Origin of the sequence: Zhihengliuella halotolerans, assembly GCF_004217565.1 — a bacterium.
Classification (GTDB): Bacteria; Actinomycetota; Actinomycetes; order Actinomycetales; family Micrococcaceae; genus Zhihengliuella; species Zhihengliuella halotolerans.
The window spans coordinates 2,520,498-2,533,583 of record NZ_SHLA01000001.1; the positions used below are offsets into that span (position 1 = coordinate 2,520,498).

Here is a 13,086-nt window from a genome sequence, read left to right on the forward strand (position 1 = left end):
GCAAGTCACGCGGGCTCCCCACGTGTCATCGTGTGGTGTAGATCACTCACCCGCGAACCCTGGAGTCCCCCATGGCCGAAGCATCGACACCCGTCGTCCACACCGGGCTGCGCCGCAACGCGCTCGGCGTGCCCGGCATCGTCTTCCTCGTCCTCGCCGCCGTCGCCCCGCTGACGGGAGCGATCGTCGTGACCTCACTGGCGATCGCGCTCGGAAACGGCGGCGGCATGGCGGCGTCGTACGCGATCGTCGCCGTCGTCCTGCTGCTCTTCGCGGTCGGCTACGCGCAGATGTCCCGCAAGCTCGTGAACGCCGGCGGCTTCTACGCGTTCGTGGTGCGCGGCCTCGGCCCGACCGGCGGACTCGTGGCCGGCTTCATCGCGACCATGGGCTACAACTTCTTCGTCGCCGGCGCGATCGGCACGAGCGGGTTCTTCTTCCAGATCGTGCTCGCGGACCTGATCGGGCTGAACGTGCACTGGTACGTCTGGGGTCTGCTCTCGATCGCCGCCGCGTTCTTCTTCGCCCGGCGCGGCATCGACTTCAGCGCCAAGCTCCTGGGCATCGCCCTGGTCCTCGAGATCCTCATCCTGTTGATCTTCGACATCGCGGTGCTCTTCCGCACCGGCTACGCGATCGAGGCGTTCTCCATGGAGGCCATCACCACCGGATCCATCGGCGTCGGCCTCCTGCTCGCGGCCACCGGCTTCCTCGGTTTCGAGGCCACCGCACTCTTCGGCGAGGAGGCGCGCAACCCGCTCAAGACGATCCCGCGGGCCACTTACCTGGCGATCGCCGCGATCGGCCTCATCCACGCCGTCACCACGTGGGCCGTCGTCAGCGCCCTCGGCGTCGCCCAGGCCCAGGACACGGCGCTCGAGCACCTCGCAGGCGGCGACCTGCTCATGGCACTCTCGCAGGAGTACCTCGGCGGGTTCATGACCACCGTGATGCTCGTCCTGCTGCTCGTGAGCCTCTTCGCCGCGCTGCTGGCCTTCCACAACGCCGCAACCCGCTACCTCTTCGCGCTCGGCCGCGCCCGCGTCCTGCCCGCCACGCTCGGCAGCACGTTGGAGAACGGCGTCCCGCAGAACGCCGCCCTCGCGAACGCGATCTTCGCCGCCGTGGTCGCCGGGCTGTTCGCACTCTCCGGGCTCGACCCGATCACCTCCCTGGTGCCCACGATGATCGGCTTCGGCACCCTCTGCATCCTGGTGCTGCAGCTGCTCGCGGCCTTCTCGATCGTCGCGCACTTCCGCAAGGCCAGGGATCCGCGCTGGATGAGCACGTTCGTCGCGCCGGGGCTCGGCCTGCTCGGGCTCGTGTGGATCGTGGGCATGGCCATCGCGAACTTCCCGATCCTCGCCGGCTCGGACGCCGCCATCGTGGGCATGCTGCCGCTGCTGCTCGTCGTCGCGCTTATCGGCGGCGTGGGCTACGCCTACTACCTGCGCCGGCGCCGGCCGGAGGTCTACGCGGGACTCACCACCGACCTGGAGAAGGTCGAGCCCGCCGCCGAAGAGGGCGTCCCGACGCCCTGACCTGCCGGCATCACTCGACCCTCCCGAGGGCACCGTCCGCACGCGGACGGTGCCCTCGGGCGTGCGGGAGCAGGTCGGCCGGTGCCCGCCTACGCGGGCGGGAAGAAGACGACGCCGGCGAGCGAGACCGCGAGCACGACCGCCGTCGAGCACGTCGCCAGCAGGACGGGCCGGCCCCCGACGCGCAGCAGGCTCGGCAGGTGCACGCCGAGCCCGAGCGCGAACATCGCCGCCGCCAACAGCAGTGACTGGAGGCCCGCGGCCACCGCGAGCGCCGGCTCCGGCACGATCCCCGTGCTTCGCAGCAGCACGGCGGCCAGGAATCCAGCCACGAACAGCGGCACGATCGGCGGGCGCTTCCCCGTCCCCGGCGCGTGGCGGCGGCGCATGTACAGGGAGATCCCGGCGACGACGGGCGCGAGCATCGCCACGCGCGCGAGCTTGACCGTCACGGCCACCGCGAGCGCGGAGCCGCCCACGGCCCCGCCGGCGGCGACGACCTGCGCGACCTCGTGCGTCGACGCCCCGATCCACATCCCGATCTCCGCCGGCCCGAGTCCCAGCAGCGCGCCGAGGAACGGCACCAGCGGGATCATCGCCGTACCGAAGAGCACCACGAGCGCGACCGCCGCGGCGACCTGGTCCTGCCGGGCCCGCGCGGGCTGCTCGGCGGCCGCGATGGCCGCCGCCCCGCAGATCGAGAATCCGGCCGCGATGAGCAACCGCTGCCCCGGCTCGATCCCGAGCATCCGGCCCAGCCACAGGGTCGCGGCGAACGTGATCGCCACCGTGCCGGCCGCGACCAGCAGCACGCCCGGCCCCAGCCCCGCCAGCGCGGCGAGCGGCAGCTGCAACCCCAGCAGCACGATCCCCGCCCGCAGCAGCGGGCGCGACGCGAACGCCACTCCGGGCGCGAGCGCCGCGGGCACCGGCGCCAGATTGCGCCACAGCGCCCCAGCGAGGATCGCGATGAGCAGCGGGCTGACCTGCGGCAGCGCCCGCCCGGCGAGCCACGCGAGCGCGGCCGCCCCCAGGCAGACGGCGGCCCCGGGGGCCAGATCCAGAACGACGGCGGCGGCGCGGGCAGGTGCCACGTCCCGCCCGCGGGGGTGCTGCGGGCGAGTCGTGCGGCGGGTGGGCGAGGGCATACCACCATGCTCCGCCCCGCCGTCGTGCCGCGGTAGACCCCGCGCGGGCACCGCGACCATATGATGGTGATATGACCGAGCCGCGACCACCCGTGGAGAACTGGCTGCAGCTGCCCGTGCTGCGCCTGCTCGTCGGCATCGCCGACCACGGCAGCCTGAGCGCGGCGGCTCGGGCGGCCGGGATGGCGCAGTCGAACGCGACGCGCTCGCTGAAGACGCTCGAGCGGCGGCTCGGCTACACGCTCGTGCACCGGTCGACGCGCGGGTCGCGCCTGACGTCGGAGGGTACGCTGACGGCCGGGTGGGCGCGCGAGGTGCTCGCCGCGGCCGAACGGCTCTCGGCGGGGACGGCCGCGCTGGCCGCCGGCGACGAGGACGAGCTGGCGGTCGGCTGCAGCATGACGATCGCCGAATACCTGGCGCCGACGTGGCTCGGAGCGTTCCGGACCGCGATGCCGCGCGCGACGGCGACACTGCGGATCGCGAACTCACGCGACGTCGTCGCGGCCGTGTCCGCCGGCGAGGTGCTGCTGGGGTTCGTCGAGTCCCCCGACCGGCTCGAGGGCCTGCGCGAGGAGACGGTGTACGCGGACGAGCTCGTCGTCGTCGTCGACCCGGCGCATCCCTGGGCGGCGGACGGGCGGCCGATCGACGCGGCCGAGCTCGCTCGCACCCCGCTCGTCGAACGCGAGGCCGGCTCCGGCACGCGGGCCGCGCTCGACCACCTGATCGGCGAGCATCGCCCGGCGCCCGTGCTCGAGCTGAACAGCATCGCCGCGGTGTGCCACTCGGTCATCGCCGGGCTGGGGCCGGCCGTACTCAGCCGGCTCGCCGCGGCCGGAGAGCTGGCCAGCGGGCGCATCGTCGAGGTCCCCGTCGCCGGCGGGCCGCTGCGACGCGAGTTCCGGGCCATCTGGACGGAAGCCGCCGAGCACTCGCGGGCCGCCCGCGAATTCCTGCGCGTCGCGCGCGCCGGCACGGATTCACCACCCGACGACGTCGGAAAGTGACACATCCCGCACGCGTGATCCGGGTCGCTTCGGGCCTCCGGCAGGGGGCGCGGCGCCGAAGTTACCGTACAGTAGGTTGGATGGACAGCCGCACTCCTAACCCCGAAAGCGCCGGTCGCCGCAGTGTCGTCAAGGCCGCCGCGTGGACCGTCCCCACGATCGCCGTAGCCGTCGCCGCCCCCGCCGCTGCCGCCAGTGTTCAGGTCACGAACGCCGACGCGAACTACTACTGGGCCGGCGAATCCCAGGGCATGTGGGTCGGCCTGGACCCAGCGGCGTCCGATCTGCGCGTGAACTTCTCAACGCAGATCGCCTTCCGCTCCACTGCGGATCTGCCGTCCCCGCCGGAGGGTGTCATGATCCTGACGCTGATGTTCTCCTCCCCGGTGCGACTCGACACCGTGCCGGCCGGCTGGTCGTTCTCGCCTTCAGCGGGCACGGACTCGACCTCGTTCACACTGACCTCAACGGGTCCCCTCGCCTGGGGCCACCAGCTGACCGCGAACTTCACCGGCACCGAGCCGGGACCGATGACCGTGACGGCGCTGATGGACACCACCAGCGCCGCCACGACCTCCGAACCGGCAACGGCCGCGGCGAGCTTGACCGCCTGACCTCCGCCGCGCCGTCCGGCTAAGCCGACGCCGTCGGCGCGATCCCGGTCTCCGCGACCGAGGCCATGACCTCGAGCATCGCGCCCTCCAGGTGGGAGCGCAGCCCGGCCGCCTCCGGGTCCGCCGCGACGTTCACGAGTTCGTCCGGGTCGGCACCGTGATCGTAGACCTCGACCTCGAGTGAGCCGAAGTACCGGGTCATCCGTCCGCGCGGTGTGAGCACCGTCCGGATCGTGATCGGCGCGGGCAGCCCCTCCGGGGAGAACGGCTGCTCCTCCTCTACGAGCAGCGCCTCCCGCCACGGGTGCACCGCGGCGGCGCCGTCGTCGTCGCGCCCCAGAAGCGGCGCCAGGCTGCGCCCCTGGATCCCGCGGAACGCCCGGGCCCCCGACAGCTCGATGAACGTCGGCGCCAGATCCGCCGTCGAGACCAGCTCGGCCGCGCGCCCGGCGGCCACACCCGGGCCGGCTACCACGAGCGGGACGCGCGTCACGGCCCGGTAGTGCACGAAGTGTTTGAGCATCAAACCGTGGTCGCCGAACAAGTCGCCGTGGTCTGCGGTGAACACGATGAGCGTGTTCTCCGCCTGCCCGGTCTCCTCGAGCGCGCGCAGCAGCCGGCCGATCTGGTCGTCGATGAACTCGATCAACCCGTACTGCGCGGCCAGTGCCTCGCGGTACTGCTGCTCGTCGACCGCGAACGTCATGGTCGGGTCCGGATCCGGTGTTCCGCGCCGGGCCGCCATCCGCCGGATGTGCTCCGGCGAGCGCGCGTGGTCCTGGTCGAAGCCGACCGGCATCCGCACGTCCTCGGGTCGGTGCCGGTCGGCGTACTCCGCCGGCGGGGCGAACGGGTGGTGGGGGTCGGGGAAGGAGACGAAGAGGAAGAACGGGTCCTCGTCCTCCGCAGCGGCCCGCACACGCGCCTCCGCCCGCTCCCCCACGTACTCGGTGGGGTGCGCCGAGGCCGGGATCGCCGACGTGTAGACCTGCTCCCACGCGTCTGAGCAGCGCGTGCTCGCAGCCGGGCCGCCCAGCGCGGGATCGACCCCGCGCTCGCGGGCCCAGTGCCGCCAGTGCCCGCCCGGGGAGTCCCCGTGGCCGATCACGAGGTCGACCTCGCCGTAGCCGTAGTAATCGTCCGGCAGGGGCAGGTATTCGGCGTCGTGCCGGGCGCGGTCCTCGTGACGGTCCCAGCCTGGTGTCCGTTCCCGCACGACGGCGTCCGGTGCCGCCTCGTCCGCGAGCAGCGGCGAGGTCTCGCGGATCTGCTCGATCTGATCCGGCTCGAACTCCCAGCCCATGTTCTGGTGGTGCATCTTGCCGACCGCCGCCGTCGTGTAGCCGGACTCGGCCAGCTGCCGGACGAACGTGCTCGTGTCCGGGTCCAGCGGGATGCCGTTGCAGCGGGTGCCGTGGGCCGAGGGCCAGCGGCCGGCGAGCAGACTGGCCCGGTTCGGCATGCATGTGGGGCTGGCCACGTGGGCCTCGTCGAACACGGTGCCGCGCTCGGCGAGCGCGTCGAGGTTCGGCGTGTTCACGGTGTCGTCGCCGCCGAAACCCAGGTGATCGGCGCGCAGCTGGTCGGCGACGACGAGCAGGATGTTGGGCCGCTCCGCGCCGTCGGGCCGGCTCACTTCTGGGCCTGCCGGATCAGGGACAGGGTGCGCGAGCGCAGTTCGGCGAACGCCGGCAGCGCGCGTGTGGTGATCTGGTCTCGCTGGGCGGGCAGGTCCACCTCGATGATCTCGAGGACGCTTGCCGGTTTGCCGCCGATCGCGATGATCCGGTCGGAGAGGTAGACGGCCTCGTCGATGTCGTGGGTGACGACCACGATCGTCATGCCCAGCTTCTCGCGGATCGACAGGCACAGGTCCTCGAGCTCGAACCGGGTCTGCGCGTCCACGGACGCGAACGGCTCGTCCATGACCAGGACCTCCGGCCGATAGGCGAGCGCGCGGGCGATCGCCACGCGCTGCTGCATGCCTCCGGAGAGCTGCCACGGGTACTGCTTGGCCGCGTGGGAGAGCCCGACGGCGGCCAGCGCGTCCTCGATCCTGCTCGCCGTCTCCGCCGCGGGGAGGCGCATGTGCCGCAGTGGCAGCCGCACGTTCTTCTCCACGGTCAGCCACGGCATGAGCGAGCGCGAGTAGTCCTGGAAGACCAGGGCCATCTCGGCGGGCGGCCCGTGCAGCGGCTTGCCGTCGATGTACATGGCACCGCCCGTCGAGGGGTGCAGGCCGGCGAGGCATTTGAGCAGGGTCGTCTTGCCGACGCCGGACGGGCCGACGATGCAGGCGACCTCGCCTTTGTCCACGGAGAACGTCAGGTCTCCGATGATCTGCTTCTCCTGATCGCCGCGCCCGTAGGACTTGGCCAGATGTTCCACGCGCAGGCGCGGTTCGGTGTGTGTCACGGTGTCCTCCCGGAGGGACGGTTGGCGGGTGGTGTGCTCGGCGTTGCCCGAGCCGGCGTACACGGTGCTCATGCTGCGCGCTCCTGTCGTTTGGATCCGATGTACCAGGCCAGGACGCGGGAGCGGGCGGCCTCGAAGAGGATGTTCGCGGCGAAGCCGAGGAAGCCGAGCAGCAGGATGCCGGCCCACATGTCGGCGGTGAGGAAGCTCTGCTGCGCCAGCAGCGTCATGGCGCCGATGCCCTGCGCGGAGCCGAGCATCTCCGAGGCGATCATGACGATGAAGCCGATCTGCAGGCTGACCTGCATGCCGGCGGCGATCTGCGGGCCGGCCGCGGGCAGGTAGACCCGCAGCAGACGCTCGTGCCGGCGCAGCCGGTACACCGAGCACACGTCGCGCAGCCCGGTGTCGACCGCGCGGATGCCGTCGATCGTGGAGATCATGGTCGGGAAGGTGGCGGCCAACACGATCGACGTCACGCGCATCTCCTGGCCGAAGCCGATGAGCGTGATGAGGATCGGAATGAGCGCCACTGGCGGGATGCCGCGGATGAAGTGCAGGGCGGGTTCGAACATGGCCCGCAGCACGGGCACGGTGGCGATCACGAATCCGAGCACGACGCCGGCGACCACCGAGATCGTGTAGCCGATGGCCAGGTTGCCCAGGCTCAGCAGCACGTCGGAGGCGAACCGGTCGAACAGCCAGAGCGCCTGGAAGCGGTCCATGATCCGCGCCAACGGCGGGAAGAAGGCGTTGGTCGAGTTCGCGGACAGGACCCACCAGGCGGCGATGACCGCCACGGGGGTGCCGATGCCGAGGGCGAGGTTCAGGGTGCGGCGTTTCACGGCGTCTCCTTCCGGAACGACGGGTGCCAGTGCAGGACGCGGCGTTCGACGGCGGAACTGGCCCACTGCGAGGCCACGCCGAGGACGCCGAGGACCACCACGAGCGCGTAAAGCGTCGGGTAGAGCCCGCCGGCCTGCGCCTGATAGATGCTGCGCCCGAGGCCGGGGGCGCCGCCGAGCAGGCCGGCGACCACCACGATCACGAGCGAGGCCGGGGCGGAGACGCGCACGGCCGTGCCGATGAACGCCGTCGCGCCGGGCAGGACCACGCGCCACAAGGTCTCGGCACGGCCCATCCCGTAGGAGCGGGCCGTGGCCAGGGCCACCGGGTCGGCGTCGCGGACGCCGGCGATCGCCTGGATCGAGACGGTCAGCAGGCAGCCGGCGACCACGAGGAATAGCGCCATCTTCGAGGTCGGGCCGAACACCATGACGGCGAGCGGCAGGATCACGATCGGCGGGATGGGCTTGAGGAACTCGGTGATCGCGAGCGTCGCCGCCCACACGGGTTCGAACATGCCGATCAGCACGCCCAGGATCACGCCCCCGGTCACGGCGAGCGCGAGCCCGGCCGCGGCGCTGGCGACGGTCACGCCCGTGTCGGCCCAGAACGCCGGCGTGGTGAGCAGACGGGCCAGCTCGGTGAGCGTTGCCGTCACGGTCGGCAGGCCGGAACCGAAGGAGCCGGAGGCGGCGGCGAGCTGCCACGCGCCCAGCAGGATGATGGCGCCGACCGCGCCGAACACAACCTTCGCGGCGGGGGCGTCGACGTCGAGCCGTCGCCCGGCAGTGCTACTGCGCGGTGTAGACGAGATCGTCATCGAGTTCCACCTCCGACTCCAGGTAGCCGAGCTCGACGAGCGCGGTGTTGACGGCGTCGATGTCCGCCGGGTCGACCTCGCCCGGCCAGAAGCTGTCCGCGCCGCTCTCGAGCACGGCCCGGTCCACCTGGGTGAGTTCCGCGGCCTTGTCGACAGCTTCGTCGAGGTTCTCGTTGGCGTACGCGTTGGACTGGTAGATCGCGCGGACGAAGCCGGCCGCCGCTTCGGGGTTCTCCTCGGCGAACGCGCCCGAGGCGACCCAGAGGCCGATCGCTCCGTCGCCGAAGAACTGGGCGCCCGGCGCGGCGAGGTGGGTGTGGCCGTTCTCGGCCGCGGTGCTGGAGAACGGGGACACGAGCCCGGCGGCGTCGATGCGCCCCTGTTCGAGGGACTGGAGCGCCGAGGCCGGGTCGAGAACCATCCAGTTCACGGTGGCCGGGTCGCCGCCGTCGTCCAGGATCGCCTTGGCGATCGTGACCTCGAGCTGGGCGTTGCGCGCCGGCACGGAGACCGACTTGCCCTCGAGTTCGGCCGGGGACTCGATGCCGTTGCCGGCCGCGGCGAAGAGGCCCGTGTCGTCCACCTGGCTCGGATCCTCGAGTTCCGAGGTGCCGTCCGGGTAGCCGTCGGCAGCGGCGAGGATCTGCAGGTCGACGCCCTGGGAGAGGCCGTTGAGCAGCGGGATCGACGGGGTGTAGGTGATGTCGAGCTGGCCGCTCTGCGCGGCGGCGATGCCGGCGGGCGGGTTGGCGACGACGCTGGTCTCGATCTCGAGGCCCTCGTCGGCGAAGAAGCCCTGCTCGACGCCGAGCGCGATCGCCGCGTCGGAGGCGATGCCGACCGTGCCGACCGTGAGCTTGGTGGTCTCGCCCTCGCCGGTGCCGCCGTCGGCTCCGCAGCCGGTGAGGGCCGCGCCGAGCACGAGGGCCGAGCCGAGGGCCAGGATGCGCTTGTTCATGATGTTCTCCAGGTGGGTGAGGGTGTGCGGTGGGATGGTGGGTTGGTGAGTTCGGGTCAGCGCCGGTGGACGATCCGTCCGCCGGACACCGTGAGGGCCGTCGGAATCTGCAGCAGCCGACGCGGGTCCTCGGGCAGCGGCCCGGCCAGCACGCAGAGGTCGGCGAGCTGCCCCGGCGCCACGCGGCCCTTGTCGCGCTCGGCGTGGTCCTGCCAGGCCGGCGTCCCGGTCATGAGGGCCAGGGCCGTGCGGAGGGGGAGCCGTTCGTCGTCGTTGCCGCCCGGGCCAGCGGTGGTGTCGCGCGTGGCCGCTGCGATGACGCTGTGACGCCAGTCGGGTGAGGTCACGGGGGCGTCGGAGGCGATGTTGGCCGGGACGCCCGCGGCCAGCGCGCTCGCGAGCGGCTGGTGGCGGGCGAAACGCTCGCCGCCGAGCACGTCGAGCATGAGCCGGCCCGCGGCGGACCGGATGGCCGGGTTGGTGCTGTAGCCGATGCGGTGCTCGCCGAGGCGCCGCAGGGCGTCGTCGTCCGCAAACGCCCCGTGGATGATGTAGTGGCGGGCATCGCGCGGGGCGGCCGCGTTGGCCGCGGCGATCGCGTCGACGACGGCGGCGGTGGCCGCGTCCCCGGTCGCGTGCACCCCGGCCTGCAGCCCGGCCTCGTGGATCGCCGCGATGATGCCGTTCAACGCCTCGACGCGCTCCGCATCGGTGTCGCCGGCGATGACGAGGTGGCCGTGGTGGTGTCCGCACGGAGTCCGATAGGTGTCGCTCATCCACGCGCTGCCGGAGCGCGGCGTGCCGTCCGCGAAAACCTTGACGCCCCCGATGCGCAGCTGCAGCGGATCGATGCCGCGGCCCTCGAGCAGCCGCGGCAGCTCCGACGCGAGCCCGCGCCGGGTGGCCGCGGCGGTCGCTCCGCCCGTCCCGCTGAAGAGCATCAGCGCGGTGATGCGCAGCGTCAGGTCGCCGGAGACCGCGAGATCGGCGAGGAGCTCGAGCGCGGAGGCCGTGCAGGCGCCGCTGAGCAGGCTCGCTCCGCCGGGGCCGAGCCCGGGCTCGGTGAGCGAGGTGATGCCGAGCGCGTGCAGGTCCGCCTGGTGGCGCATAACGGCGTCGCGCAGCCTCTCGTGGGGCAGTTCGGGGATGCCGGCCCCCGCGAGCCCCATCGCCGCGTCGGCGAAGTGGCCCGTGGGTGTCCCGTCGGCGGCCCGGGAGACCGTGCCGCCGGCGACGTCCTCGGCGGCGTGCAGGCCGAGCCGGTCCATCGCGGCGCGGTTGAGCAGCAGCTGGTGGCCGGTCTGGTCGTAGGCCACGACGGGGGCGTCGGGTCGGACGTGCGCGAGGCGTTCGGCGCCGCCGTCGCCGAGGACCGCGCCGTCCCAGCCGTGCGCCCTGATCCAGCCGTCGGGGCCCGGCTCGAGCGCGTCCAGGAGTGCGACGACGCCGTCCCAGTCCCGCGCCGCGCCCAGCGGGGCGAGGCAGTAGCGGGCGTAGGCGCTGGCGACGAAGTGCAGGTGGGCGTCGTTGAAGCCCGGCAGGATGGCCCCGCCGGCGGCGTCGACCACCTCGGTTCCACGGCCGGCGAGGTCAGCGAGCTCGTCGCCGCCGACCGCGGTAATTCGGCAGCCGGTGATCGCGACCGCGGTGGCGTCCGCGATGTCGTCGTGCTGTGTCGCCGCGCCGAAGCCGGCGGCTGCTCCGGGGACGGGGAGCACGGGAACAGTGCCGCCCGTGATCACCAGGTCGGGTTCCGGTGTGTTCATGCTGGCCTCCTCGCCGTCGATGCGTCTGTGACTGCCGCCACACTCAAGAGTATGTCGCATGACTAAGTCACTTGACCAGCTTTTGTGAGAAGATTTTAAAGATCACAGGACCCAGGCACCCAGAACAGGGTGCCGGCGGCCCGCCGATGCGGCGCCGCATACTATGGATCAGCAGGATCCAAGGAGGACGTCGTGGGCAGGGTTTCCGCTGCAGACCGCAGCCAGCAGTTCGTTGAAGCCGCCGCGCGCGTGATCGCCCAGGAGGGCGTCACCGCGGCGACCACCCGGAGGATCGCCCAGGAGGCCGACGCCCCGCTCGCCGCCCTGCACTACTGCTTCCGCAGCAAGGAGGACCTGCTGCTGGAGGTCTACCACCACCTCAGCCGCGACTACGCCCGGCAGCTCGACCCCCTACCCGAGCACGCTGGTCTTGCCGAAGTGGTGGACCTGCACATGCGGCGGATCTGGCGGCGCATGGCCGCGTCCCCCCACGAGCAGATCACGACGTTCGAGCTACTCCTGCGCGGACAGCGACTGACGAACCCGCGCGAGCGCGACCAGGCCCAGCAGGTCAACCGGCAGATGTACGACGCGTGGATCCGCTCCACCGCTTCGATCTTCGACGCCGGCGCGGAGACCTCGGGCGTGGAACCGGCGACGGACACGATGGTCGCCGCGCGCTTCGCCGTGGCCGGGATCGACGGCATCAGCATCCAGCACTTCTCCGATCCTGACGAGGACCGTTCCTGGCTCATGATCGACAAGCTCGTCGAGGCGCTCCAGGCCCTGCTGCTGCCCCGCTAGAAGCGGCCGGCGATGCGGCGACCGCCGCTTCCCCGTTCCACCGATTGACGACGCCCGCGTGACGTGGCACACTCGTGTAATCGATTCCATGGAATCGATTACACGACCATGATCGAAGGAGCTCAGGATGCAGCCGGTGACCATCCGCGACGTCGCCCGCGCCGCCGGCGTGTCCTCGGCCACCGCCTCCCGCGTCCTCTCCGGCAACCCCGCCACGAGCGCCGCCTCCCGCGAGCGCGTCACCGCCGCGGCCGCCGAGCTCGGCTTCTCCCCCAACGCGCAGGCCCGCTCCCTGCGCTCGACGCGCACCGACAGCATCGCCCTGCTGATCTCCGACGTGCGCAACCCCTACTTCGCCGACCTCGCCCACGCCGTCGAGCAGGCCGCCCGCGCCCGCGGGCTCGTGACCTTCATCGGCAACGCGAACGAGGACCCGGCTCAGCAGGACGAGTTCCTCGACGCCATGATGTCCCGCCGCGTCGACGGCGTCCTCCTGGTCCCCCAGGGCCTGGCAGGCGGCGGCGGCGCTCAGGTGAGCCCTGCCGTCGAGCGCCTCCTGTCCCGGGACATCCCGACCGTCCTCGTCGACCGGACGCTGCCCGCCGCCGCAGCCCCGCACGTCACGGCTGAATCGGCCGCCGCGGTGCACGACGCCGTCGCGTCCCTGGCCGCGAACGGCCACCGCCGCATCGCGTTCATCGGCGGGCCTGAGCACACCTCCACCGCCGCCGAGCGCTACGGCTGCTTCCGTGCCGCGCTCGCGGACCACGGCCTCGACGCGGACGAGGCGCTGCACTTCCACGGCGACTTCCGGACCGCCTCAGGTGCCGAGGGGGCGCGCTGGCTGCTCGGGCTCGACGACCGGCCCACCGCCGTCGTCGTCGCCGACTCCCCCATGGCGATCGGCGCCCTCGCCGTGTGGCGGGAGGCCGGCGTGCGCATCGGCGTCGACCTCAGCGTCATCACGTTCGACGACATCGAGGCGTTCGCGCTGCACGACCCACCGCTGGCGACCATCAGCCACGACCTCACCGCGATGGGCCGCGGCGCCGTCGACGCCCTCGCCACGCTCATGGCCGGCGATCCCACCGGCCACACCGTCCTGACCAGCACCTTCACGGGCGGGGCCTCCATCGGCCCCGCCCGCACCTGACCTTCCCGCCG

General features: G+C 72.3%; 12 protein-coding genes. 5 read left to right on the top strand and 7 right to left on the bottom strand.

From position 1 onward, the window contains the following. Positions 1–71 precede the first annotated feature (71 nt). A complete protein-coding gene (locus EV380_RS11410; protein WP_130451239.1) occupies positions 72–1,541 on the top strand; it encodes an APC family permease in 1,470 nt (489 codons plus the stop codon). An 89-nt stretch (positions 1,542–1,630) separates the two neighbouring features. On the opposite strand, the gene EV380_RS11415 is transcribed toward EV380_RS11410, so the two are convergent. After that, entirely contained in the window at positions 1,631–2,689 is a 1,059-nt protein-coding gene (locus tag EV380_RS11415) for a YeiH family protein (RefSeq protein ID WP_130451240.1), read from the bottom strand. Between the two features lie 71 nt (positions 2,690–2,760). On the opposite strand from EV380_RS11415, the gene EV380_RS11420 reads away from it, so the two are divergent. Together EV380_RS11420 and EV380_RS11425 are read left to right on the top strand one after the other, a co-directional pair. Beyond that, the gene (locus EV380_RS11420; RefSeq protein ID WP_130451241.1) at positions 2,761–3,699 is read left to right on the top strand and encodes a LysR family transcriptional regulator; all 939 of its coding nucleotides are present in this window, start codon (positions 2,761–2,763) and stop codon (positions 3,697–3,699) included. An 80-nt stretch (positions 3,700–3,779) separates the two neighbouring features. Next, positions 3,780–4,313 carry a hypothetical protein gene (locus EV380_RS11425; RefSeq protein ID WP_130451242.1) on the top strand — a complete coding sequence of 178 codons (534 nt, stop codon included), beginning with the start codon at positions 3,780–3,782 and terminating at the stop codon, positions 4,311–4,313. 19 nt (positions 4,314–4,332) lie between these two features. Here the strand turns inward: EV380_RS11425 and EV380_RS11430 are convergent, their stop codons facing one another. Genes EV380_RS11430 through EV380_RS11455 form a run of 6 tightly spaced genes read right to left on the bottom strand, consistent with a single transcriptional unit; the run spans position 4,333 to position 11,118 of the window. Continuing rightward, the gene (locus EV380_RS11430) at positions 4,333–5,949 is read right to left on the bottom strand and encodes a sulfatase family protein (RefSeq protein WP_130451243.1); all 1,617 of its coding nucleotides are present in this window, start codon (positions 5,947–5,949) and stop codon (positions 4,333–4,335) included. Next, entirely contained in the window at positions 5,946–6,800 is an 855-nt protein-coding gene (locus tag EV380_RS11435; protein ID WP_207219407.1) for an ABC transporter ATP-binding protein, read from the bottom strand. The genes EV380_RS11430 and EV380_RS11435 overlap by 4 nt, the downstream gene beginning before the upstream one ends. Beyond that, on the bottom strand, positions 6,797–7,573 hold the full coding sequence (locus EV380_RS11440; RefSeq protein ID WP_130451244.1) for an ABC transporter permease: 777 nt from the start codon (positions 7,571–7,573) through the stop codon (positions 6,797–6,799). The genes EV380_RS11435 and EV380_RS11440 overlap by 4 nt, the downstream gene beginning before the upstream one ends. Next, positions 7,570–8,394 (bottom strand): ABC transporter permease, encoded by an 825-nt coding sequence (locus EV380_RS11445; protein ID WP_130451245.1) that lies wholly within the window; start codon positions 8,392–8,394, stop codon positions 7,570–7,572. Before EV380_RS11445 ends, EV380_RS11440 begins: the two co-directional genes overlap by 4 nt. Then, positions 8,366–9,352: an ABC transporter substrate-binding protein gene (locus EV380_RS11450; RefSeq protein ID WP_130451246.1), complete on the bottom strand. Its 987-nt coding sequence runs from the start codon at positions 9,350–9,352 to the stop codon at positions 8,366–8,368. Before EV380_RS11450 ends, EV380_RS11445 begins: the two co-directional genes overlap by 29 nt. Before the next feature lie 56 nt (positions 9,353–9,408). Beyond that, positions 9,409–11,118 carry an amidohydrolase gene (locus tag EV380_RS11455; RefSeq protein ID WP_130451247.1) on the bottom strand — a complete coding sequence of 570 codons (1,710 nt, stop codon included), beginning with the start codon at positions 11,116–11,118 and terminating at the stop codon, positions 9,409–9,411. Between the two features lie 192 nt (positions 11,119–11,310). Between EV380_RS11455 and EV380_RS11460 the strand changes: the two genes are divergently transcribed. Further along, positions 11,311–11,922: a TetR/AcrR family transcriptional regulator gene (locus tag EV380_RS11460; protein ID WP_130451248.1), complete on the top strand. Its 612-nt coding sequence runs from the start codon at positions 11,311–11,313 to the stop codon at positions 11,920–11,922. Positions 11,923–12,049: 127 nt separating this feature from the next. Further along, positions 12,050–13,075 (top strand): LacI family DNA-binding transcriptional regulator, encoded by a 1,026-nt coding sequence (locus EV380_RS11465; protein ID WP_130451249.1) that lies wholly within the window; start codon positions 12,050–12,052, stop codon positions 13,073–13,075. Positions 13,076–13,086 lie beyond the last annotated feature (11 nt).

Bases quoted from the DNA above. Each gene is read 5' to 3' on its own strand.
- EV380_RS11425 (WP_130451242.1), top strand. From the start codon at position 3,780: ATGGACAGCCGCACTCCTAACCCCGAAAGCGCCGGTCGCCGCAGTGTC.
- EV380_RS11455 (WP_130451247.1), bottom strand. From the start codon at position 11,118: ATGAACACACCGGAACCCGACCTGGTGATCACGGGCGGCACTGTTCCC.
- EV380_RS11445 (WP_130451245.1), bottom strand. From the start codon at position 8,394: ATGACGATCTCGTCTACACCGCGCAGTAGCACTGCCGGGCGACGGCTC.
- EV380_RS11415 (WP_130451240.1), bottom strand. From the start codon at position 2,689: ATGCCCTCGCCCACCCGCCGCACGACTCGCCCGCAGCACCCCCGCGGG.
- EV380_RS11420 (WP_130451241.1), top strand. From the start codon at position 2,761: ATGACCGAGCCGCGACCACCCGTGGAGAACTGGCTGCAGCTGCCCGTG.
- EV380_RS11465 (WP_130451249.1), top strand. From the start codon at position 12,050: ATGCAGCCGGTGACCATCCGCGACGTCGCCCGCGCCGCCGGCGTGTCC.
- EV380_RS11450 (WP_130451246.1), bottom strand. From the start codon at position 9,352: ATGAACAAGCGCATCCTGGCCCTCGGCTCGGCCCTCGTGCTCGGCGCG.
- EV380_RS11435 (WP_207219407.1), bottom strand. From the start codon at position 6,800: ATGAGCACCGTGTACGCCGGCTCGGGCAACGCCGAGCACACCACCCGC.
- EV380_RS11410 (WP_130451239.1), top strand. From the start codon at position 72: ATGGCCGAAGCATCGACACCCGTCGTCCACACCGGGCTGCGCCGCAAC.